General features: G+C 70.6%; 17 protein-coding genes. 9 read left to right on the forward strand and 8 right to left on the reverse strand.

Annotation, left to right across the window (positions count from 1 at the left end; all coding sequences use genetic code 11):
* The first annotated feature begins 292 nt into the window (after nt 1-292).
* Both NQZ70_RS34380 and NQZ70_RS34385 read left to right on the forward strand, forming a co-directional pair.
* A complete protein-coding gene (locus NQZ70_RS34380) occupies nt 293-1078 on the forward strand; it encodes a hypothetical protein (protein ID WP_129578012.1) in 786 nt (261 codons plus the stop codon).
* 2 nt (nt 1079-1080) lie between these two features.
* Entirely contained in the window at nt 1081-2250 is a 1170-nt protein-coding gene (locus tag NQZ70_RS34385) for a zinc-dependent alcohol dehydrogenase (protein WP_129578013.1), read from the forward strand.
* 174 nt (nt 2251-2424) lie between these two features.
* Here NQZ70_RS34385 and NQZ70_RS34390 read toward each other — a convergent pair whose 3' ends face one another.
* Nucleotides 2425-3093: a DUF4142 domain-containing protein gene (locus NQZ70_RS34390; RefSeq protein ID WP_129578014.1), complete on the reverse strand. Its 669-nt coding sequence runs from the start codon at nt 3091-3093 to the stop codon at nt 2425-2427.
* A gap of 455 nt (nt 3094-3548) precedes the next feature.
* On the opposite strand from NQZ70_RS34390, the gene NQZ70_RS34395 reads away from it, so the two are divergent.
* Nucleotides 3549-5885: a DNA polymerase II gene (locus tag NQZ70_RS34395; RefSeq protein ID WP_129578015.1), complete on the forward strand. Its 2337-nt coding sequence runs from the start codon at nt 3549-3551 to the stop codon at nt 5883-5885.
* 213 nt (nt 5886-6098) lie between these two features.
* On the forward strand, nt 6099-6344 hold the full coding sequence (locus tag NQZ70_RS34400) for an RING-H2 finger protein (RefSeq protein ID WP_129578016.1): 246 nt from the start codon (nt 6099-6101) through the stop codon (nt 6342-6344).
* 168 nt (nt 6345-6512) lie between these two features.
* Here NQZ70_RS34400 and pgm read toward each other — a convergent pair whose 3' ends face one another.
* Together pgm and NQZ70_RS34410 are read right to left on the reverse strand one after the other, a co-directional pair.
* On the reverse strand, nt 6513-8159 hold the full coding sequence (pgm, locus tag NQZ70_RS34405) for a phosphoglucomutase (alpha-D-glucose-1,6-bisphosphate-dependent) (RefSeq protein WP_165374316.1): 1647 nt from the start codon (nt 8157-8159) through the stop codon (nt 6513-6515).
* A gap of 150 nt (nt 8160-8309) precedes the next feature.
* Nucleotides 8310-9032 carry a cyclopropane-fatty-acyl-phospholipid synthase family protein gene (locus tag NQZ70_RS34410; RefSeq protein WP_129578018.1) on the reverse strand — a complete coding sequence of 241 codons (723 nt, stop codon included), beginning with the start codon at nt 9030-9032 and terminating at the stop codon, nt 8310-8312.
* 675 nt (nt 9033-9707) lie between these two features.
* On the opposite strand from NQZ70_RS34410, the gene NQZ70_RS34415 reads away from it, so the two are divergent.
* The 3 genes from NQZ70_RS34415 to NQZ70_RS34425 all read left to right on the forward strand — a co-directional run bounded on the left by NQZ70_RS34415 (nt 9708) and on the right by NQZ70_RS34425 (nt 12931).
* Entirely contained in the window at nt 9708-11156 is a 1449-nt protein-coding gene (locus NQZ70_RS34415) for a glucose/sorbosone family PQQ-dependent dehydrogenase (RefSeq protein WP_237244296.1), read from the forward strand.
* Nucleotides 11157-11338: 182 nt separating this feature from the next.
* Nucleotides 11339-11833, forward strand: a complete 495-nt coding sequence (locus tag NQZ70_RS34420) for a hypothetical protein (protein WP_129578019.1) — start codon at nt 11339-11341, stop codon at nt 11831-11833.
* A 546-nt stretch (nt 11834-12379) separates the two neighbouring features.
* On the forward strand, nt 12380-12931 hold the full coding sequence (locus NQZ70_RS34425) for a nuclear transport factor 2 family protein (RefSeq protein WP_165374317.1): 552 nt from the start codon (nt 12380-12382) through the stop codon (nt 12929-12931).
* Nucleotides 12932-13060: 129 nt separating this feature from the next.
* Here the strand turns inward: NQZ70_RS34425 and NQZ70_RS34430 are convergent, their stop codons facing one another.
* Nucleotides 13061-14374 (reverse strand): endo-1,4-beta-xylanase, encoded by a 1314-nt coding sequence (locus NQZ70_RS34430; RefSeq protein WP_237244297.1) that lies wholly within the window; start codon nt 14372-14374, stop codon nt 13061-13063.
* 192 nt (nt 14375-14566) lie between these two features.
* Nucleotides 14567-15517 carry a LysR family transcriptional regulator gene (locus NQZ70_RS34435; RefSeq protein WP_129578021.1) on the reverse strand — a complete coding sequence of 317 codons (951 nt, stop codon included), beginning with the start codon at nt 15515-15517 and terminating at the stop codon, nt 14567-14569.
* A gap of 121 nt (nt 15518-15638) precedes the next feature.
* Between NQZ70_RS34435 and NQZ70_RS34440 the strand changes: the two genes are divergently transcribed.
* Nucleotides 15639-16712 (forward strand): aldo/keto reductase, encoded by a 1074-nt coding sequence (locus NQZ70_RS34440; RefSeq protein ID WP_129578022.1) that lies wholly within the window; start codon nt 15639-15641, stop codon nt 16710-16712.
* A gap of 35 nt (nt 16713-16747) precedes the next feature.
* Here the strand turns inward: NQZ70_RS34440 and NQZ70_RS34445 are convergent, their stop codons facing one another.
* The 3 genes from NQZ70_RS34445 to NQZ70_RS34455 all read right to left on the reverse strand — a co-directional run bounded on the left by NQZ70_RS34445 (nt 16748) and on the right by NQZ70_RS34455 (nt 19895).
* On the reverse strand, nt 16748-17650 hold the full coding sequence (locus NQZ70_RS34445) for a hypothetical protein (RefSeq protein ID WP_129578023.1): 903 nt from the start codon (nt 17648-17650) through the stop codon (nt 16748-16750).
* 55 nt (nt 17651-17705) lie between these two features.
* Complete coding sequence (locus NQZ70_RS34450; RefSeq protein WP_129578024.1) at nt 17706-18887, reverse strand: oxygenase MpaB family protein; 1182 nt, start codon at nt 18885-18887, stop codon at nt 17706-17708.
* A 204-nt stretch (nt 18888-19091) separates the two neighbouring features.
* The gene (locus tag NQZ70_RS34455; RefSeq protein WP_165374318.1) at nt 19092-19895 is read right to left on the reverse strand and encodes a hypothetical protein; all 804 of its coding nucleotides are present in this window, start codon (nt 19893-19895) and stop codon (nt 19092-19094) included.
* 176 nt (nt 19896-20071) lie between these two features.
* On the opposite strand from NQZ70_RS34455, the gene NQZ70_RS34460 reads away from it, so the two are divergent.
* On the forward strand, nt 20072-21091 hold the full coding sequence (locus tag NQZ70_RS34460; protein ID WP_257792737.1) for an amidohydrolase family protein: 1020 nt from the start codon (nt 20072-20074) through the stop codon (nt 21089-21091).
* Nucleotides 21092-21097 lie beyond the last annotated feature (6 nt).

Below are 21097 nucleotides of genomic sequence, written 5' to 3' on the forward strand. Positions count from 1 at the left end.
CAGGACGTACCTTAAGTCCGGACAACATGGGAATGAACGCCGTCCGGGCGCGCGGAGTATCACCCGGAATTTCAGGCACCGCAACCTTCTTCTTTCCACGCTGCAATCCGTCTTCCTTCCTCGCGCGCGCGGCGATGGGGCCGCTCGCCCGGAGTTCCCGACTCGGGCCGCTCGCAACGGCGGTGGCGTGTTCGGAGCACCGTTGAGACGTGAGCGGCTGGATCATCGCAAGTGGCCGCCTGCTTGCAACGCGCCTTCGCGGGCTCTCTGGACGAGGCTCGAGGGGGGAAAGATGGCAAAAAAGAAGGCTGTCCTGCGAGCGCGCGCCGCGGCGCAGCGGGCGGAAGGGACCGCGGGCCGGCAGCGGAGCGCGAGCGCGCCGCCGGCAGAGCAGGAGAGGGCCGCAGAGCAGGAGAGGGCCGCAGAGCAGGAGAGGGCCGCAGAGCAGGAGAGGGCCGCGCCCGTCGAGCAGGGGTTCGCCGCAGGGCAGCGCGAGCCGTGCGCGCCGCTGCCGGGGAGGAGCCGAGTCGCGAGGCGGCTCTGGAGCCGCGTGGAGACGGCGGCCTACCGCGCCTACGAGCGGATCTCCGGTCTGTCCGAGGAGCGGCCGGCCCTCGGGGTCCAGGCGGCGGCGCCGGTGCTGCGGGCGCTCAGGGTCCCCGCGCCGCGGATCGCGAGCAGCGTCACGGTGAGCAGGGCGCGCGCGGCGGTGCTTGGCGCGCTGCGCGACGCGGAGGGCGTGCGGCGGTACCTGCAGCGGATCGCGCACGTGGAGATGGGCGCGGCCGAGGCGGCCTCGACGATCGTGGCGTCCGGCATGGGAGGCCGGGAGCACGTGAGGACGGGGATCGTGTCGCTCGCCGACGCGCCGGGAGAGCGGGGCACGGAGATCCGGGCGGTCCTGCCCGGCGCGCGGCCGAAGGGGTGGCTCGCGCGGGCGGCCGGCAGGTTGCTCGCGGAGGAGCCGAGGCGGCGGCTGAGAGGCGATCTGCGGCGGCTGAGGCAATGGATCGAGGTCGGCGAGATCCCGACGACGGTGGGGCAGCCGTCCGGCCGGACGGGCCGTGAAAGGATGTGATCATGCGAGCGATCTGCTGGAACGGGGTGAATGACGTCGCGGTCGCGTCGGTGCCGGAGCCGAGGATCCTGAGCCCGCACGACGCCATCGTCCGCGTCTCGCTGTCGTCGGTCTGCGGCTCGGATCTGCACCTGCTCCACGGGTACGTCCCGACGATGAGGGAGGGCGACATCCTCGGGCACGAGTTCCTCGGCGAGGTCGTGGAGACCGGCGCGGAGGTGAAGCGGGTGCAGCGGGGCGATCGGGTCGTGGTGTCGTCCATCATCGGCTGCGGGCGGTGCGCGTATTGCCAGAGCGAGCTGTGGTCGCTCTGCGAGAACTCGAACCCTCACCACGTGGTGGCGGACAGGATCCTCGGGGACACGACGGCGGCGATCTTCGGCTACTCGCACGCCTTCGGGGGGTTCGCGGGGAGCCACGCGGAGTACGTGCGGGTGCCGTTCGCGGATCACGGCGCGTTCAAGGTGCCCGACGGGGTGCGGGACGAGAGCGCCCTGTTCGCGTCCGACGCGCTCTCGACGGGCTACATGGCGGCCGATCTCTGCGACATCCGGCCGGGCCACGTCGTGGCCGTGTGGGGGTGCGGCGGGGTCGGTCAGATGGCGATCGAGAGCGCGTATCTGCTCGGCGCCGAGCGCGTCATCGCGATCGACCGGGTCCCGGACCGACTGGCCATGGCGAGGGCGCACGGGGGCGCCGAGGTGCTGAGCTACGCCGAGGTCGACGTGCAGGAGGCGCTCCGCGAGATGACGGGCGGGCGCGGCCCCGACGCCTGCATCGACGCGGTGGGCATGGAGGCCGACGGCGTGGGCCTGCAGTACGCGTACGACCGGGTGAAGCAGGCGTTCCGGCTGCAGACCGATCGCCCGCTCGTGGTGCGCGAGGCGATGCTGGCCTGCCGCAAGGGCGGCACGGTGTCGATCGCGGGCGTCTATGCCGGGTTCGCCGACAAGATCCCGCTCGGGGCGCTCATGAACAAGGCCCTGATCGTCAGGACCGGACAGCAGCACGGACAGCGGTACATCCCGAGGCTCCTCCGTCTCCTCCAGAGCGGCGACCTCGATCCGTCGTACCTCCTGACGCACCGGATGTGCCTGGAGGACGGGCCGCGCGGATACCGGCTGTTCGAGGAGCGCGCGGAGGGGTGCATGCGCGCGGTGTTCGCGCCCTGACGCCCGCATGCAGCAAAAGGAGAGATCGCAAGAGGCGCAAGAGGCGCAAGAGGCGCAAGAGGCGCAAAGGCACAGAGTTGGAATTATATTCCTCTCTTCCCCTTGCGTCCCTTGTGCCCTCGCGGTCCTCTTCCCATGAATGGATCTTCGCGGGATTTCAACGCGATCGGCGTTCTAGCGGCCCTGTCCGGAGGACGTCCCCTGTTGCTTCGCGAGCTTCGCCTGGAGCGCCTGCGCCCGCTCCAGGTGGCTCACCACCTGCTCCCGCACTCTCTGGAGCTCCTCCCTCAGGGCCGGCTCCTTCGCCTTCGGGATGAGCTGCTCGTCCAGCATCCGCAGCGTATAGCGGTGCGTCATCACCTGGGCGTTGATGAACGCCTGGTCGAATTTCTGGGCCGGCTGCCGGCGGAGGTAGGCCGCGAAGAGCGGCGAGTGCCCGACGAGCATCGCGCTCACCCGCGTCGGCTGCACCTGGATCCTGAGGCGCCGGACGAGCGCGCTCAGACGGCGCTCCGACTGGGTGTGGGATTCGAGCATATCCCGGGCGAAATCCTTGACCTCGCGCGACCGCGCCTGCTTGCGGGCGATCGTCGCCAGGGAGATCTCGAGATGGTTGCTCGCCGACACGACCCCGGCGATGGCGCCGTCGGTCACCTGCGTGTGCGCGCGCTTCGGGGTCGCCTGCTGCGGCCGCTGCTGCTGCGGCCGCTGTTGCTGGGAGATATGCGCGCCTTGCTGCTGCGCGTAACCGCCTCGCCCGTGCGCGTGCGCAGAGCTGCCGACGACGCTCGCGGCGAGCGCGGCGATCACCGCGACCCGATGCCTGAAATGATGGCGCATCATGGTGGATTCCCTTCCTTGTTTTCCGCGGCGCGCCTCACGGACCGATCCATGGAACGCCCGCGGGTCACTACGTCTCCAACATCAAGCAAGCAGCGGACCCGCTCTCGACGGAATCGGCGGTACGGCGCTGCTCACCGCGGCGCGCGAGGGCGCGCAGCGAGGGCAGGCGCCGCGCACCCGGGCAGGACTTCGGTGCCATGTCTCATGCCTTCGCGGGAAGCGATGGATAGGCTGCCATCATCCCTCCACGCGACGTCGCCTTCGCAAAAGGCGCTTTCTCCGGCGAGCCCCGGCTCCGAGGGCCGCCGCGCTCCTCCGGGATCCGTGGCGCCGGGGGTGAGACGGGGCTTGCGGGGGGCCGGTCCCGGTGGTCAAGTGCGGCGTGGCGCGGAGCGGTCCCGGGCCGCCCCGCGCACCGGCGACGAGCTCGCCCGGAGGCCTCAGCGCACCCGCACATGCCCGACCGCGGCTTCATCCTCACGCCCACGTACCGGGTCGTCGCCGGATGCCCGGAGATCCATCTGTATGCGGTGATGGAGGACGGCACGCCGGCGCTCGTCGTCGAGGACAGGTTCAGGCCGTACTTCTTCGTGCGCGAGCGCGACGCGGACATCGCGCGGCGGCTCGCGGGCAATCGCGTCTCCCCGGAGGCGCTCGAGACGCTCGACGGCGAGCCGGTGCTGCGCGTCTTCGCCGCGCTCCCGCGGGACGTCGCGGCGCTGCGCGACAGGCTGGCCGAGGCCGGCGCCGACGCCCTCGAGGCGGACGTGCGCTTCGCCTACCGCTTCCTCATCGATCGCGGCATCCGCGGGGCGTTCGCGGTCTCCGGGCCGTTCGAGCTCCGCCCGGGCGTCGGGCGCGTGTACAAGAACCCCGAGCTCTTCCCCGCGACCTTCGTCCCGGCGCTGCGCGTGCTGTCGCTCGACATCGAGACGAGCCTCGACGGCGAGCAGCTCTATTCGATCGCCGTCGCCGGCGCGGGCGGCGAGCGCTGCCTGCTCGTCCGGGACGAGCCCGTCCCGTCCGGCCTGCCCGCCTACGTGGAGCGCTTCCCCGACGAGCGGACGCTGCTCGAGCGGTTCCTCGCGCACGTCGCGGACGCGGATCCCGACGTCCTCACCGGCTGGAACATCCCGGACTTCGATCTGCCGGCGCTCCAGCGCTATTGCCGCCGCGCCGGGCTCTCGTGCGCGCTCGGGCGGGGCCCCGAGGAGGTCTCGATCCTGCGCGACCCGGGCTTCTCGCGCGAGGCGCGCGCCGTGCTCCCGGGGCGCGTGGTGCTCGACGGCCTCGCGCTGCTCCGCAGCGCCTTCATGCGCCTCGAGGATTACCGCCTCGAGACCGCCGCGCAGACGATCCTCGGGCGCGGCAAGCTGTTCGCGTCCGACGACCGGGGCGCGCACATCGAGGCGTCGTACCGCGACGACCCGGCGCTGCTCGCGGCGTACAACCTCGAGGACGCCCGCCTCGTCCGGGACCTCCTGGAGAAGACCGGCCTCATCGAGCTCTCGGTCCGGCGGAGCCTGCTCACGGGCATGCAGCTCGACCGCGTGGGCGCGCAGATCGCCGCGATCGACTCGCTGTACCTGCCCGCGCTCCGCGCCCGCGGCAAGGTCGCGCCGTCGGTGTCGCGGGAGGCGCCGGACGAGGAGGTCGAGATCGCCGGCGGCCTCGTGCTCGAGCCGCTCCCGGGCCTCTACCGCAACATCGTCGTCTACGATTACAAGAGCCTTTATCCGAGCCTCATCCGCACGTTCAACATCGATCCGCTCACCTTCGTGGCGGGGGACGGGGCGCCGCCGGAGGCGCTCATCGTGACGCCGGGCGGCGCGGCGTTCCGGCGCGGCGAGCCGGGCATCCTCCCCGAGCTGGTCGCGCGCCTCTGGGACGAGCGGGCCGAGGCGCGGCGGGCGGGCGACGAGCGCGGCGCCATGGCCATCAAGATCCTCATGAACTCGCTCTTCGGCGTGCTCGGCTCGCCGGCGTCGCGCCTGTTCTCGCCGGCGGTCGCGAACGCGATCACGAGCGCCGGCCAGCACGTCATCCGGCTGACGGCGGAGGCGGTGCGGAGGGCCGGGCACCGGGTCCTCTACGGCGACACCGACTCGCTCTTCGTCGACATCGGCGAGCCGGACGCCGCGCGCGCCGCCGCCCGCGCCGAGGAGCTCCGCGACGCCGTCTCGGCCTCGGTCGCCGCCGAGATCGCGAGGACCTTCGGGTGCGAGAGCCGGCTGGAGCTCGAGTTCGAGAAGGTCTATGCGCGCTTCCTCCTGCCCGAGCTGCGCGGCGCCGCGCAGGGCAGCAAGAAGCGCTACGCCGGCCTGGTCGCCGGCGAGGGCGGCGGCAAGCTCGAGATCGTCGGGCTCGAGGCGGTCCGCCGCGACGCGAGCGCGGTCGCGCGGCGCTTCCAGCGGGAGCTGCTCGATCTCGTCTTCCACGACCGCCCGGTCGAGGGCTTCGTGCGGACCTTCGTGGCGGAGCTGCGCGCGGGGCGGTTCGACGCGGAGCTCGTCTACAAGAAGGCGCTGCGCAAGCCGCTCGGCGCGTACACGAAGACGACGCCGCCGCACGTGAAGGCGGCGCGCAAGCTGGGCGGGGACGCGGGGCGGATCGTGGCGTACGTGATCACGCGCGCGGGCCCCGAGCCGGTCGGCCAGACGACGGCGCCGCCGGACTACGACCATTACGTGTCGCAGCAGCTCAAGCCGATCGCGGACTCGGTGCTCCGGTGGCTGGGCAGCGCTGACTTCGACGCGATGATCGGGGCGCGGCGGCAGCTGTCGTTGTTTTAGCCCCGGGCGCTGGAAATCGCGTCCTCGACACGGCGGACCGCCCTGCGCCGCGCGCGAGGCCCTCGCCCACCGCGGGGACGAGGCGCTGCCCGGCGCAGTGGCGAAGCAGCGCCGAGAGGCCCGGCGGCGCCGGACCCCGGCTGGATTGATCCGGCGCGGGGTGTGGGCGTAGACTTGCGGCGGCACGCGCGTTGGCGCGCGCGGGAGGGCCCCATGAGCTCAAAAGCACCGGATCATTTCACGTTCGACTCGGACACCAGGTGCACGATTTGCCTGGAGAAGATCACCAAACGGCAATCCGACGACGGAGAGGCCTGGTTCACCTCGTGCTACCCCACGCCGCACCCATTTCACTGGAGATGCCTGGCCGACTGGTTCGACAAAAACAAGAAGAACAGCAAGTGTCCGAACTGCAACCAGCCCCAGGACGCGCGTCCGACCGCGACCTGGACCTGGTGATTCGCGTCCTGCTCGGCGCGAAGCCCCACCTCTCGCCGCTCGGTCTCCGGATTGCCCGCGGTTGACGCCCGGGACGCCAGCCAGGGGAAGGCGGGAGAGACGATCAACGATCTTCCAGCGCTCCCGCCTTGATGGAGCTCGCCCCGGGCCGATGTCCCCCCGGGGCGCTCACCTCGCCGACAGGGCGTCGGCCACCATCGCGCGCGCCTCGTCGAGGATGCGATCGAGGTGCGCCTGGTCCTTGAAGCTCTCCGCGTAGATCTTGTAGACGTCCTCGGTGCCCGAGGGCCGCGCGGCGAACCAGCCGTTCTCGGCGACGACCTTGAGCCCGCCGATCTCGCCGCCGTTGCCCGGCGCGCGGGTGAGCTTCGCGGTGATCGGCTCGCCCGCGAGGCTCTGGGCGCGCACCGCGTCGGGGGAGAGCTTCTTCAGCACGCTCTTCTCGGCGGGCGTCGCCGGGGCGTCGATGCGGGTGTAGAGCGGCGCGCCGAAGCGCTGGGTCAGGTCGCGGTAGTGCTCGGCCGGCTCGCGGCCGGTGCGCGCGAGGATCTCGGCGGCGAGCAGGTCGAGGATGATGCCGTCCTTGTCCGTCGTCCACACCCGCCCGTTCCGCCGCAGGAACGAGGCCCCCGCGCTCTCCTCGCCGCCGAAGCCGAGCGAGCCGTCGAGCAGCCCGTCGACGAACCACTTGAAGCCGACCGGCACCTCGCGCAGCGGCCGGCCGAGGTGCTTCGCCACCCGGTCGATCATGCTGCTCGAGACGAGCGTCTTGCCCACGGCCGCGTCGGGCCGCCACTCGGGGCGGTTCTGGTAGAGGTAGAACACCGCCACGGCGAGGTAGTGGTTCGGGTTCATCAGCCCGGCGCTGCGCGTGACGATGCCGTGGCGATCCGAGTCGGCGTCGTTGCCGAACGCGAGATCGTAGTCGTCCTTGAGCGCGATGAGGTTCGCCATCGCGTACGGCGACGAGCAGTCCATGCGGATCTTGCCGTCGTGATCGAGCGGCATGAAGCTGAAGGTGGGGTCGACGGCCTGGTTCACCACGGTGAGGTCCAGCCCGAATTTCTCGGCGATCGGCCCCCAGTACGCGATGTTCGAGCCGCCGAGCGGATCGACGCCGAGGCGCAGCTTCGCGCCGCGCACGGCCTCGAGATCCACGACGTTGCCGAGGTCGGCGACGTACGAGCCGACGTAATCGTACGGGTGCGTCGTCGACGCGCGCAGCGCGGCCTCGTAGGTCATGCGCTTCACGCCCGCGTTGCCGGCGCGGAGCAGCTCGTTGGCGCGGTCCTCGATCCAGCCGGTGACGGCGGTGTCGGCCGGACCGCCGTTCGGCGGGTTGTACTTGATGCCGCCGTCGTCGGGCGGGTTGTGCGAGGGCGTGATCACCACGCCGTCCGCGAGGCCCGAGGTGCGCCCGCGGTTCTGGGTGAGGATCGCGTGCGAGATGACCGGCGTCGGCGTGACGCCGTTGCGCTCGGCGATGAGGACGTCGACGCCGTTGGCGGCGAGGACCTCGATGACGGAGCGCTGCGCCGGCTCGGAGAGCGCGTGGGTGTCCATGCCGAGGTAGAGCGAGCCCGTGGTGCCCTGCTTCGCGCGGTAATCGCAGATGGCCTGCGCGACCGCGAGGACGTGCGCCTCGTTGAAGCTGCGCCGCGCGGCCGAGCCGCGGTGGCCGGAGGTGCCGAAGGCGACGCGCTGCTGCGGATCGCTCGGGTCGGGGCGCTCGCTGTAGTACTGCGCGCGCAGCTTGTCCGGATCGATCAGCACGTCGGGCGGGGCTTTACGGCCCGCGAGGGGGTGGAGCGCCATGGGCCTCCGCATAGCCGAACGCGCGGGACGAGCCAACCCTCCCACGAGGCGCCGGGGGCCGCTGCGGGCGCCGCGGCGCCCCGCGGCGGCCCCGCCCTCGGGACCGCCCAGTCGGCATCGGGCGGAGCCGCGGCCCCGCGCCCCGCCACGTCACGCGCCGACCGTGGATGGCTCGTAGCGAGTGACCCAGGCCCTGATGTGCAGCTCGCCGAAGATCAAACAAGGCGCCACGAAGCCTGCCCGGGAGAGGAGCGCGAAGACCTCCTCCTCCGAGGCCGGGATCCTCAACGACGCCATCATCTTCCGTCGCTTCTCCGCCGCCTCGGGCGGCCGCCCCCCCGCGAACGCCCGCCGGTCCTCGACGGCCGTCAGCCGCGGATCGTCCCCGGTCCGGCAGCCGATCACGAAGGGCGCCCCCGGCTTCAGCCGCCCGGCGATCTCGCGGAGGAGCGCGACGCGCGCCTCGTCCCCCGGGAGGTGGTGCAGGACGCCGATCATCTGGGCGCCGTCGAACAGGGGCCCGCGCGCGAGGTCGCGCAGCTCGCAGGCATGCAGGCTCGTCCGCTCGAGGAGGCCCTCCGCCGCGAGCCTCTCTCTCGCGACGGCGAGCATCTCCGCCGAGGGATCGACGCCCGTGAAACGGACGCCGGCCCCCATGTAGCGCGCGAACGGCGTCACCTCGCTCCCGGTCCCGATGCCGACCATCAGCAGCGACGCGGCCTCGTCGTCCGGGAGCGCCGCGGCGATCACCTCGGCGGCGATCCGGTGCATGAGGCCATGACCTGGCCAGAAGCGGTGCACTTGGTCGTCGTAGCTCAATGCGCGCTCGCGCCCGAAGGCCGCCGCGTTCTTTTCGTGCTCGTCGGTCCCCATCTCGCGTTCTCCTCGGCTGACGGCCGCTCGGACCGCCTGCAGAGAAGGAGTACCGCCCTTCGCGTCCTCTCGGCAGGGCGGGGTTTTCGATCCGATGGTCGAGGCTTCGTGTCGGGGCCCCCGCGCAGGGCGGGGACCCGGCGCCCGTCAGCCCGGTGGAGCCGCCCGGCGCCCGCGATCGCTTCGGACGCGTCCGGTTGAGCCGACGAGCCGCGAGCGCGCCGGCGCCATCGGCGGCCTCAGCCGGGGGCCTCCGATCGCGCGGCATCCGCGTTGCAGCGCAGCGCTGCCGCCTCCCTGGCTCACCTGAGCCTGCCATTGCATGTTCACCTGACCTGCCATGGCTACATGGTTCACCTGACCTGCCGTTGAACAATCGCCTGACCGATCCTTGCGTGAGCGTCGCAGTCGCCACGCGCGCACGCCCGGCCATTCACGTTGCATTGCAGATTCAACTTGACAATCGCCACCCATAGTAAAGACATCTTCCTGCCAGGGCACGACACGACGGATGCCCTGCGATCCGCGGTTTCACGTCGGAAGCTCGCTCGTCACGTCCGCCGGGCCCTGGAGCGGTGGGACTTGGTCAGCGCCGTCCTTCGAAACGAACAGCGAGGTAATCCCATGTCCGCATTTGTCTCACGTCGCTCAACGGTCTTCCTGGCTCAGGTTGGTTTGCTCTCCGCGGCTTCGTGGAGCCTCGTCGGATGCGGCTCCGAGGACCCCCTGGACGGTCCTGTCGAAGCGCACGGCGATGGCACCGCCGAGAGCGAGCCCGTCGTCGAGGCGCGCGCGGGCTTGGACGCCGGCTTCACGTCGCGCGAGATCTTGCGCGGGCTGTCGTATCCGATGCGGATCGTCTGGGGGCCGGACGGCTACCTGTGGTTGACCGAGCGCGTGGGGAAGCGGGTCGTGCGCGTCAGGCCCTCGGACGGCCAGAAGACGACCGCGGTCACCATCACGGAAGCGTACCAGTCGGGAGGACAGGACGGGGTGCTGGGCCTCGCCCTGCACCCGGATCTGCTCCAGGGCACGGGCAACGACTATGTGTACGTCTCCTATACCTATGACGCCGATCCAGGCTCAGCCGTGAACCGCAGGGCGAAGATCCGTCGCTACACGTACAACCTCACGACCAAGACGCTGGGGAGCCCCGTCGACATCATCACGGGCCTGCCCGGGAGCGACGATCACAACTCCGCGCGGCTCCTGTTCGGCCCCGATCAAAAGCTCTATTACACCGTCGGGGATCAGGGGAACAACCAGTTCAACAGGAAGTGCCTCCCCGTCGGCGCGCAGGACCTGCCCACGGCGACCGAGGTCGCGGCGCAGAACTGGTCGAAATACACCGGCAAGATCCTGCGCCTCGACCTCGACGGCTCGATCCCGGGCGACAACCCGCAGATCGCCGGCGTCCGCAGCCACGTGTACTCGTACGGCCACCGCAACCCGCAGGGCCTCACGTTCCTCGGCGGCAAGCTCTACGCGAACGAGCATGGGCCCAAGAGCGACGACGAGCTCAACCTCATCCAGCCCGGCAAGAACTATGGCTGGCCGCACGTCGCCGGCTACCAGGACAGTCAGGCCTATACGTACGACAACTGGTCCGCCTCGAGCCCGACGCCGTGCTCGTCGCTCGCGTGGAACGACTACACGCCCCCTTCCTCGGTCCCCCGGCAGCAGGAGAGCGCCTGGAGCCACCCCGATTTCACGCCGCCGCTCGTCACCTTCTACACGGTCCCGAACGGCTACAACTTCAAGGATCCGGCGTGCGGGGGCAACGATTACATCTGCTGGCCGACGATCGCGCCCTCGTCGCTCCACACCTATGCCGCTGAGACCGGCATCCCCGAGTGGGAGGGCTCGCTCCTGATGACCACCCTCAAGAAGGGCGCGGTGTACCGCGTGAGCCTGGGCCCCGCCGGGGACTCCGTGGTCGGCGAGCCGGTCGTCCACTTCCAGACCACCAACCGCTACCGCGATCTCGCGCTGAGCCCGGATGGCCTGACGGTCTACGTGATCACGGACAGCCAGGGGAGCACCAGCGGGCCGACCGGCGGGGCCACGTCGGCGCTGAGCAACCCGGGAGCGATCCTGGAGTTCAAGTACACGGGCACGAACTGAGCTGACGCCGGAGGAGCGGGGCCTGCGCCCCGCCAGCGCAGCTCCGCGACCGCGTGGGTGTGACCCGAGACGAGCGGTGCCTCGCCCCGCTGCCGGTGGCTCTCCATGCGCGCCGCGCGCCGTGATAGCCTGGCTGTCCGGGTCCCCTTCCCTCGGCGGGTCATCGCATGGAGAGGCGTTCGATGCGCGCATGGCTGTCGTTGTCGTTGCTGTTCGTCGGCGGGTGCGGTGGTACGGAAGCCGTCCCGCCGGAATCGACGGGACCGAGGCGGGTGACGCTCGTGACGCCGTCGGTGGCGACCGAGAGCGACGGCGTGCGGCTCGCCGACGGCGCCATCGTCGCGGGCGCCGGCGACCTGAGCCTCTATCAGGCGATGGTGCTCTCGCTCTCCTCGCCCACGCCGGGCTCCCTCTGCGCGAAGGGGACCTTCAGCGCGCTGGGCGACGTCCCGACGGAGGTCGACTCCTGCCCGGAGGGGCTCACGGGCACCTGGGAGCAGAGGACGTACCTGAGCGGGGCGACGACGCACACGACCGAGGAGTCGTCTGTCATCGGGCTCGGGCTCCTCGTGTGGAACGCGGACCACACGGCGCTCTATCGCCTGCGCGTCATCGGCGATTCGTATGACGGACAAGGGGTCTCGACGGCGACGTTCGACGTCGAGCCCGTGCCGTAGACGGCGCGGCCGGCGGGGACTCTCCTCCTCGAAACGCTGGCCGACACCTCCGGACCGCATCGCCGCCGTCAGCGGCGCGTCCTAGGCGGCGACCGCCCAGGTGCTCGCCGGAGAGCGCTGGCCTGGTGCGGCGCGAGCCGGGCGCCCCCTCCGCCCGCCCGAAGCCCGGCCGGCGAATGTCACGCCGCAATCCTGCGATCCGTGACATGTCACGCCGCAACCCGTGACATGTCACGGTGAAATGGGCCGCATTTCACGGCGAGCGGCGCACCGTCCGGCGCGTGGGAAGCGACGGTTCGAGAGATCGAGCTGTTTCTACGCTTGGCACGTCGGGTGCTTTGCCCCCCGGAGCGAGGCCGAGCAGCAGCGTCGACCTTCCGGAGCGCACCTGGTTGCGCCCTTCTGCCGCTGGCAGAGGGGAGAGGACGATCGCCGCCGACTCGAGCTTCGCGCTGCGTGAGGAAGCAACGTCTGCTCGCCGCGATCAAGGCGGCAACGATGACACATGCCACGCCCTCGTGGTGAATCCAGCGAAGGAGAATGGACATGAAGAACGGTTTGATGGGAAAGGTCCTTCACGTGATCGCAGCGTCGACGGCCATGCTGGCGCTCGGAGGCACGATGAAGAGCGCCGAGGCCGAGGTCGTGCCCATCTGCCTCACCGTCCCGGAGCACACCCAGATCGCCAGCCTGGTCCACCAGTTCTACCAGGCGTCCACCAACGGAGATCTCGATTTCATCGAAGACATCATCTCGACCAGCCCGAACGCGGTGTTCCTCGGCACGGCGCCCGGGGAGGTCTATACCGGCCACGACGCCATCGTTCAATGGTGGCAGGACATGTTCATCTTCCTCGATGGCCTGGGGTACCCGAACGACGGCGGGCTCCCGATCGAGGCCACCGGAGGGCTCCTCCAGCTGCAGCAGCAGGGCACCGTCGCCTGGGTGGCGGACGACCCGACGTTCGCCTTCCTGGGCGGCGACGTCCCGAGCCGGCTGAGCCTCGTCTTCCGCAAGGAGGGCGGGCAGTGGAAGATCATCCAGGGGCACTGGTCGGTCGGCCTGCCCAACGAGGAGCTCCCGCTGGAGGCGCCGTGATCCTGGAGGGGCGGCTCGCGCGCCGCTGACGTCGCCCCCCTGTCCGGCGGGCGAGAGGCGCGCTCGCGCGCAGTTGCAAGGCGCCCCCACGCCTGCGCGTGGGGGCGGTCGATCGACGAGATCGGTGTTCTAGCGGCCCAGCAGGGCGTCCAGCACCTTGTTGTAGGTCTCTTTCTTCTGATACTGGTCATTGAAGAGCAGCGACTGCGAGCTCTGCCCGTTGCACAAGGCCCCGCTCCAGCTGTTGAGCCACGACCTGCCGTCGTTGATCCCCCAGAACGTGATGGCGACGCACTTGGGCAGCGAGAAGCAGGCCGCGACGATGTCGTGGTAGTAAGCGAGCTGCTCCTCGGCGGTCACCACGCCACCGCAGCGGTTGATGTCCATCTCGGAGATCAACACCTCCAGGCCCAGATCCGAGAAGCGCTTCAGGTTCGCCGCCACGTCCGCGCCGCCGGCCTCGTTGTTGGGCGGCCCGATGTGCATCTGGAACCCGACGCCGTCGATCGGGACGCCCCGCTCGACCATCCCCTTGACCATATTATAGACGAAATCGGCCTTGTCGTTGAGCGCGTCGATGCTGTAGTCGTTGTAATAGAGCTTGGCTTCCGGGTCCTGCTCCCTCGCGACCTGGAAAGCGAAATCGAGGAACCTCTCCCCCATCGCGTTGAAGAACACCGAGGGCCTCATGCGGGGATTGCCGACGCCAGTGTCGCTGTTGGTAATGACCGCCTCGTTGACCACGTCCCAGTGCTTGATCTTGCTCTTGAAGTGGCCCATGACGTTCTCGATGTGCCTGCGGATGGCCTGCTCCACCGCGGTCGACCCAGACAGGGAGTTCGCCCACCCCGGCAGCTGGTTGTGCCACACCAGGGTGTGGCCCTTGACCTTCATTCCATTGCTCGTCGCCCAGTTGACGATGTTGTCCGCGGCACCGTAGTTGAAGCTCCCCGGGTTGGGCTCCAGCGCGTCCCACTTCATCTCGTTCTCAGCCGTCACGTAGTCGTGCTCGGCGGCGGCGACGCGCTTGTAGTTCGCGTCGTTGAGACCGGAGCCGGAGATGGCCGCGCCGATGAGGATGGGGGGGTTCGCCTTCGAGCCGGCCTCCCTGAGCGAGCTGGCGCTCGCGGCAGGGATCCTCCGGGCGTCAGCGCCGCCGCTGCCGCCCGAGCCACCGCCGCCGCCCATGCCGCCCGAGCCGGCCATGTCGCCGCCCGCGCCGCCGGGGCCGGTCGTCGGGCCGACGGTCGTGGATGTCGTGTCGCCAGGGCCGCTCGTCGTGCTACCAGGGCCGCTCGTCGTGCTACCAGGGCCGCTCGTCGTGCTGCCGGGGCCGCTCGTCGGACCCGCGCCGCCGGTCTCCCCTCCCCCGTCGCCGCCGTCCGAACAGCCGACAGCACACAGGAACGCCGAGAGTAGAAGGGTAAGGGGTGCTGACCTCATGCTCGCATCCTCCGAAGGAAAATCTCGTCCTTGTTCCCGCGAAGCGGTGCCGTGATCATCGCCGGGTCACACCGCGCACGGGCGGCCCCGATAGGGGTGCCGAAGCGACAGTAGAGCGGACGCTCCCCCCCAAGTCCACAGCCGCAACGACGCCGGCACGAGAAAATCTGACTCCGGAAGAAAATTCCAATCTCAGTCGCGGTTCTTCGCGCCGACGGCGGGACGGGCGCGTCGCGCCTTCTTCTCCGGCGGGCCCGCGCGGCGCAGGAAGTCGACGAACGCCCGCAGCGCGGGGGGCGTCTGCCGGCGGCTCGGGTAGTAGAGGTAAAAGCCAGGGAACGACGGCGACCAGGGCTCCAGGACGCGCGTCAGCTTCCCGGCCTCGACGAGCGGCCTCGCTTGCTGGTCGAACACGTACGCGATGCCGACGCCGTCCGCCGCGGCGCGCAGCGCGAGGTCCACGTCGTTGACGGTGAGCGGGCCCTCGACGGCGACCTCCAGGGACTGCTTCCCCTTCTCGAACTCCCACCGATAGAGGCTGCCGTCGGTCGGCCAGCGCATGTTGATGCAGCGGTGCCGGTGCAGGTCGCGCGGGGTCGCGGGGACGCCGTGGCGCGCCAGGTAGGCCGGCGACGCCACCGCCATCATCGAGAGATCGCCGCTCAGCTTCACGGCCACCATGTCCCGCTCGAGGCGCTCGCCCAGGCGGACCCCGGCGTCGAAGCGGCGCGCGACGATGTCGGCGATCGCGTCCTCGACCACCACGTCGAGCGCGATCTCCGGGTGCTCCTCGTGGAACGGGCCGAGCAGCGGGGCGAGGCACCAGACCGCGGCCGCCCGCGCCGTGTTGATCCGCAGCACGCCCGCCGGCCTGTCCCGGAGCGCCTTCACGTCGGCGACCGCCGCGTCCAGCTCGGTCAGCGCCGGCGAGAGCCGCGAGAGCAGCCGCGCCCCCGCCTCGCTCGGCGCGACGCTGCGCGTGGTGCGGTTCAGGAGGCGCACGCCGAGCCGCTCCTCGAGCCCCCGGATGGTCTGGCTCAGGGCCGACGGCGAGACGCGCAGGTGCGCCGCCGCGCGGGCGAAGCTCCCGTGCTCCACGATGGCCGCGAACGCTGTCAGATCGGCGAACTCCCTGCCGCGCATTGTGTACCCCTGGCTAAACAGGCTCCTTCGATCATGTCGGATTCTTCGCAGGGCGCCAGGGCCTTAACGTCCGGATCGAGGCAGGGCACATGACGCGCCTGCCGCACCTGTGGAGCCAACCATGACCAACGCTCTCTCTCTCGACACCTACCGGCTGCTGGGGCGCTCGGGCCTGCGCGTCTCCCCGCTGGCGCTCGGCGCGATGACGTTCGGCGCCGACTGGGGGTGGGGCAGCGACCGCGACGAGGCGCGGCGCATCTTCGACGCCTACGTCGATCGCGGCGGGAACTTCATCGACACGGCCAACAAGTACACGAACGGCACGTCCGAACGGCTGGTCGGCGAGTTCGCCGGCGACCGGCGAGAGCGCCTGGTGCTGGCCACCAAATACACGCTCGGCATGCGGCCGGGAGATCCGAACTCGAGCGGCAACCACCGCAAGAACATGGTGCGCTCGGTCGAGGCGAGCCTCGGGCGGCTCGGGACCGATTACATCGACATCCTGTACCTGCACGCGTGGGACGGGACGACGCCCGTGGACGAGGTCCTGCGCGCGATGGACGATCTCGTCCGGTCGGGGAAGGTGGTCTATGTCGCCATCTCCGACGCGCCGGCCTGGCAGGTCTCCCGCATGCAGGCGATCGCGGATCTGCGCGGGTGGGCGCCGCTCATCGCGCTGCAGATCGAGTACAGCCTGATCGAGCGCACCGTCGAGCGGGAGCTCATCCCGATGGCGCAGGAGATGGGCCTCGGGGTCGTCCCGTGGTCGCCGCTCGGCAGCGGCGTGCTGACCGGGAAGTACTCGAAGGCCGATCTGGCCGCGGGCGACGGCACGGCGGACCCGGCCGGCACGCGGAAGAACATCGCTGCCGCGAACGGCGCGCTGACCGAGCGGGGCCTCGCCATCGCCGAGGTGGTGAAATCGGTCGCGGCCGAGAGCGGCAAGACGCCGTCGCAGATCGCGATCGCCTGGACGCTGCTGAATCCGGCCGTGACCGCGCCGATCCTGGGCGCGCGGACCCTGAAGCAGCTCGAGGACAACCTGGGCGCCCTCGACGTGCGGCTGACGGACGGCCAGCGCGCCCGGCTCGACCGGGCCAGCGCCGTCGAGCTCGGCTTTCCGCACGACTTCCTGGCGCGGCCGCTGACCCGGAGCGTCGTGTCCGGCGACGTGAAGATCGAAGCGCGGCGCTGACGGGGAGCGCCCGTCCGCGGCTCAGGCTCCGCGGATCACAGCGGCCGAGCCTTCGCGATCGCCTCGAGCCAGTCCGCGCACGCGCCGTCCTCGGCGGGCGGCTGCGCGCCCTTCAGGAGATACCACGCCTCCCGGTGCTGCGCGCGGGCGCCGGGCTCCACGCGCTGGAGCGGGCCGAGCGACTCCACCTCAAGCATGTCCTGGTTCGAGAAGGTCTCGAAATTGACCCCCATGTCCGGGTACGTGGCGCCCTCGATGAACGGGAACCGCTTCAGGAACACGTTCCCGTGGTTCGCGTACGCCGCGTAGCCCTGGCTCACGAGCATCCCCACCTTCTGCGGGCCCTGGCCGGCGACCTGCCGCAGGCGGAGCACGCGCTTGCCCCAGGTCCACCGGGGATCGGTCATGTCGCTGTACGGCCACAGCACGAGCGGCCGCGCCGGCAAGACGCGCTCGGGGTGCGGGAAGAACGGCGCCTGCGGGAACAGGCACTCACCGCCGCCCGCCATCACGGTGAGCGCCCAGGGCGCGAGCTCGACCGCATAGGCGCCGTGGTTCTCGATCGCGTGATCGAGGACGAACCTGCCCGCCGCGGCGTCCGCCGTGATGCGGGTCTCCTTCTGCATCCCGTACTTGTCCGGGCCGGACCGGAACACGTGCGCGCCGTTCTCCTCCCGGTGCTCGACCGGATCGTTGTCCGGCTGCAGCGTCCGCTGCTCGTCCTCCGGGCCGATCCAGAGCCGGTGGCCGCCGTAGAACCTGTACTGGGTCCCGCCGGTCGCGCCCTGATCCTCGGGGATCTCGGACAGCTCGTTCGGGCCGCCGATGGCGCCATAGCGGATGATCCGCGGGCCGATGTCGAGCGTGACGACGACCTCCGTGTCGCCGCAGACGATGCGCGCGGCGCGCTTCCAACCGCCGTAGGGGATGATCTCCATGATCGGGCTCGTACCGCAGAACGGGAGCGCGGTTCAACCCCGACCGCGGGCGCGCTCACGTCTGGCCGTCGGCGAAGCGCTCCGGAGGGGCGAAGTCGGCCGGACGGCCGCCGAGGCCGACGGCGATGGCGCGCTGCCAGTACCGGCCGCCGAGGTCGAGCGCGAGGTCCTGCAGCGACGGCAGCGCGTGCGCGCGGCTCGAGGCGGCGGCGACGGCGCGGAGCAGCGGCACGGCGAGGAGCGAGCTCTGCCGGGGCACGCCGAGCTGCTCGGCGAGCGCCTCGCCGAGGACGGCGCGGGCGACGCAGCAGAAGATGGCCATGACCTGCTCGGCGCGCCGGCGCTCGCCGTCGCTCCGCGCGCTGCGGATGCTGTGGGTGACCAGCGCGTCGACGAGCATGCGCGAGTCGTCGTCCGGCGCGCCCTGCGTGGCGAAGATCATCTCGGCGAGGCGCCTGGCCTCGGCAGAGGAGCCGGGGATGAGCTCCGGCTCGACGCCGATGACGTAGGCCACGTAGCGCCAGAGGTGGACGAGATCTTCCCGCTGGTCCGGCGGGACGTGGTAGCCGAGCTTGTCGAGGCCGTCGAGCACCGCGACCGAGAAGAGCAGCGCTGTCGCGATCATGTCGTGCTGGTTGATCGGCTCGCCCCAGAGCGCCGTCTGCCACCGGCCGCTCGCGCGGACGAGGCGCCGCACCTGGGCGTGCATGATGCGCACCTTGACGGTGATCGCGAAGCCGTCGCCGGAGCGGCGCATGCCGTTCGCCTGGCTGACGGCGTAGACGAAGCGGCTCGTCTCGCCGAGGCGGCGCCCGGCCTGCTCGCGGAGCCTCCCCGAGAAGACGAGCGGTTTGTTCCCGCCGGGCGAGGCGTACCCGAGGATGAGCGACTGCATCGCGAGCAGGACGCCGCCGAGCACGCCCGTGCGCAGGAACGCGGCGCCGCCGCGGTTCACCGCGTCCCAGTCCACCCAGAGGGGGACGTGATCGACGTCCGCGAAGAGCGCCCGCAGCTCGGCCGGAGCGTCGTTCGCGACGTGGTCGATGCCGCGCGCGAGGGCGGCCTCGAGGAGGCGGAAGCCCTGACCCGAGGGCATCGACGCGAACGCCTCCACGACGGCGTCGGCCGCGGGATCGACGCGGAGCAGGAAGGGGGCGAGGCGATCGAGCTGATCGCCGAAGCGACGGCGGGCGTCCGCGGTGTCCTGGAACCGGGCAGGGAGCGTCGCGTTCTTCATGGGGGGTGGAGTCGAGTTCCTTGGCACATTGCCGACGTCGCGCAACGCGGAGGCCGCCCGCCCGGCGGGCTCGCATCACGCGTGCAGGATCCACCACGCCCCGAAGCTCGGCCGTGCCTGCGCGGCGCCGGAGCCGCCGGCCCTCGGGCGGCGCCGCCGCGGCCCACCTCGACCTGGCTCGCGCCCCGGCGCTCTAGGCGATGCTCAGCACTCGCACTCATCCTCCCCTTCATAAGACTTGGCGATGAACGTGATGTCGTACGGGTAGGTCGCCTCCGGCGGCCCATAGATGCGCAGGAGCAGATCGTTCGCCGAATCCAGCCCTTCGCCGTCGAGCCATACCCGCCCATGATCGCTCTGTTCAGATCCGATGAGCTCCATCGTGGCCGCGCTGTACACCTCCACGATCACCGTGTTCTCTGGACCGGGCGGCGGAGTGTACTGCTCGCACCCCGCGCCGCACAGCTCTGCCCCGGCGGCCAGGACGCGGAGCTTCCAATAAAACTCTTCGTACCCGAGAGAGGTATCGATCAGGTACCAGTCCTCATCGCCTGAACAGAGGACGAAGCCGACGTGCGAGAACCACGCGTCGGGAGATCCGCTGCCGCCCGCCGTGTAGGCGAGCGGCGCCGCGGAGGCGGCCGCGTCGTTCTCCTCGTGGGCGTCGTCCGCGCAAGCCGGCGCTCCGCCGCCCCCGGTCGCGGAGCCGCCTCCGCCGACCCCACCAGGACCGCTGCCACCGCCGCCGCCGCTGCTGCTGCTGCTGCTGCTGCTGCTGCTGCTGCTGCTGCTGCTGCTGCTGCTGCTGCTGCTGCCGCTGCCACCGCCGCCGCTGCTGCTGCCGCCATCACCGCTGCTGCTGCCGGTGGTGTTGGTACCGCTGCCGCTCCCCCCTGCGCCGGGGCCCACGCCATTGTCCGGCCTCGGCAAGCAAGACGTCGTTCCGAACAACGAAGCGCAGAGCGCCGCGAACCCCATGAATCGAATCGAGCTACGGATGAGCGACATACAAAACCTCCTGAGCACAGGCGACAACGCCCCCAAGGGCGAGACGTCGCCCCTGAAGCACGCGCATCGAGCATTGCATGAACCATGATTGGAAGCGCGATGTCAGATCATATCATTTCGCACGACTCCATTCTTTTCCATGGCGTCAGCGAAGCCGCGGAGTATCCTTGCCGGCGATGGCTCCGCATCGTTCAATCCGCTCTCCGAAGGCCACCCGCGCCGGTCGCGGGGCTCGACTCCGCAGCGTCGCGTGGGGAGCTGCGTTCGCCGCCGTCCTGGGGTGCCGCTCGTCGCCGCCTCCGCCCCGCCAGGAGGTCATCGACATCCATGTGCACCTGACGCACGCCGACGCGGTGACACCATTGCTCGCCCACATGGCCAAGCACCGCATCGATCGCGCCGTCATCCTGGCGAGCCCGGACCTGACCAGCGGCCGCGGCGGCTCCGGGCTCGCCGGCTACCGCACGGGCAACGATATCGTCCTCGACGCCGCGGCGGCTCACCCTGGAAAGCTCATTCCGTTCGTCACCGTAGATCTGGGTCACGGCGATCTCGCGTACCTCGCCGAGCTCCGCCGCCGAGGCGCCTGCGGCGTGAAGCTCTATCAGGGGCACAACCTCTTCCACGAGCGTCCCCTGGACGACCCCTCGCACAAGGCGATGTGGCAGGCGCTGTCCGATCAGTCGCTCCCGGTCCTCCTTCATGCCAACACCGTTCGATACCGCAGCGAGCTCGAGGCGGTCCTGCGCGCCTTCCCCGACCTGCGGGTGGTGTGCGCACATCTCTGCGGCAGCCGCACCGACCTCGCGCGCATGGAGTCCCTGATGGAGGCGTTTCCACGCCTCCTCGTCGATACGAGCCATGGCTCCGCCGGCCCGGCGGCAGAGGGGTTCGCGAACCTCGAGCGCGAGCGCGCCCAGCTCGTCAGGCTGTTCTCTCGATGGCCCGAGCGCTTCCTGTTCGGGACCGACCTCGTGACCAGCGGGCTGGACCCGCTGTCCATGGAGCTGTGGGATCTGCAGGTGGAGTCGAACATGGGTCTCTTGAAAGAGGACAATTTTCGCTTCTTTCGTCAAACCGCCGACCAGCCGGCCCGCACCCTCGGCACCTATCAGGGCCTTCACCTGCCCCCCGAGCTCCTCGGCCCCGCCCTCGGACAGAACGCCTCGCGATGGCTCGGCGCCTGCCTGCGGTGAGAGCCA

Origin of the sequence: Sorangium sp. So ce836, from assembly GCF_028553905.1 — a bacterium.
In the GTDB taxonomy this organism is placed as follows: domain Bacteria; phylum Myxococcota_A; class Polyangia; order Polyangiales; family Polyangiaceae; genus Sorangium; species Sorangium cellulosum_D.

Bases quoted from the DNA above. Each gene is read 5' to 3' on its own strand.
- pgm (WP_165374316.1), bottom strand. From the start codon at position 8,159: ATGGCGCTCCACCCCCTCGCGGGCCGTAAAGCCCCGCCCGACGTGCTG.
- NQZ70_RS34385 (WP_129578013.1), top strand. From the start codon at position 1,081: ATGCGAGCGATCTGCTGGAACGGGGTGAATGACGTCGCGGTCGCGTCG.
- NQZ70_RS34430 (WP_237244297.1), bottom strand. From the start codon at position 14,374: ATGAGGTCAGCACCCCTTACCCTTCTACTCTCGGCGTTCCTGTGTGCT.
- NQZ70_RS34450 (WP_129578024.1), bottom strand. From the start codon at position 18,887: ATGAAGAACGCGACGCTCCCTGCCCGGTTCCAGGACACCGCGGACGCC.
- NQZ70_RS34445 (WP_129578023.1), bottom strand. From the start codon at position 17,650: ATGGAGATCATCCCCTACGGCGGTTGGAAGCGCGCCGCGCGCATCGTC.
- NQZ70_RS34420 (WP_129578019.1), top strand. From the start codon at position 11,339: ATGCGCGCATGGCTGTCGTTGTCGTTGCTGTTCGTCGGCGGGTGCGGT.
- NQZ70_RS34425 (WP_165374317.1), top strand. From the start codon at position 12,380: ATGAAGAACGGTTTGATGGGAAAGGTCCTTCACGTGATCGCAGCGTCG.
- NQZ70_RS34435 (WP_129578021.1), bottom strand. From the start codon at position 15,517: ATGCGCGGCAGGGAGTTCGCCGATCTGACAGCGTTCGCGGCCATCGTG.
- NQZ70_RS34380 (WP_129578012.1), top strand. From the start codon at position 293: ATGGCAAAAAAGAAGGCTGTCCTGCGAGCGCGCGCCGCGGCGCAGCGG.
- NQZ70_RS34440 (WP_129578022.1), top strand. From the start codon at position 15,639: ATGACCAACGCTCTCTCTCTCGACACCTACCGGCTGCTGGGGCGCTCG.
- NQZ70_RS34390 (WP_129578014.1), bottom strand. From the start codon at position 3,093: ATGATGCGCCATCATTTCAGGCATCGGGTCGCGGTGATCGCCGCGCTC.
- NQZ70_RS34395 (WP_129578015.1), top strand. From the start codon at position 3,549: ATGCCCGACCGCGGCTTCATCCTCACGCCCACGTACCGGGTCGTCGCC.
- NQZ70_RS34410 (WP_129578018.1), bottom strand. From the start codon at position 9,032: ATGGGGACCGACGAGCACGAAAAGAACGCGGCGGCCTTCGGGCGCGAG.
- NQZ70_RS34460 (WP_257792737.1), top strand. From the start codon at position 20,072: ATGGCTCCGCATCGTTCAATCCGCTCTCCGAAGGCCACCCGCGCCGGT.
- NQZ70_RS34400 (WP_129578016.1), top strand. From the start codon at position 6,099: ATGAGCTCAAAAGCACCGGATCATTTCACGTTCGACTCGGACACCAGG.
- NQZ70_RS34455 (WP_165374318.1), bottom strand. From the start codon at position 19,895: ATGTCGCTCATCCGTAGCTCGATTCGATTCATGGGGTTCGCGGCGCTC.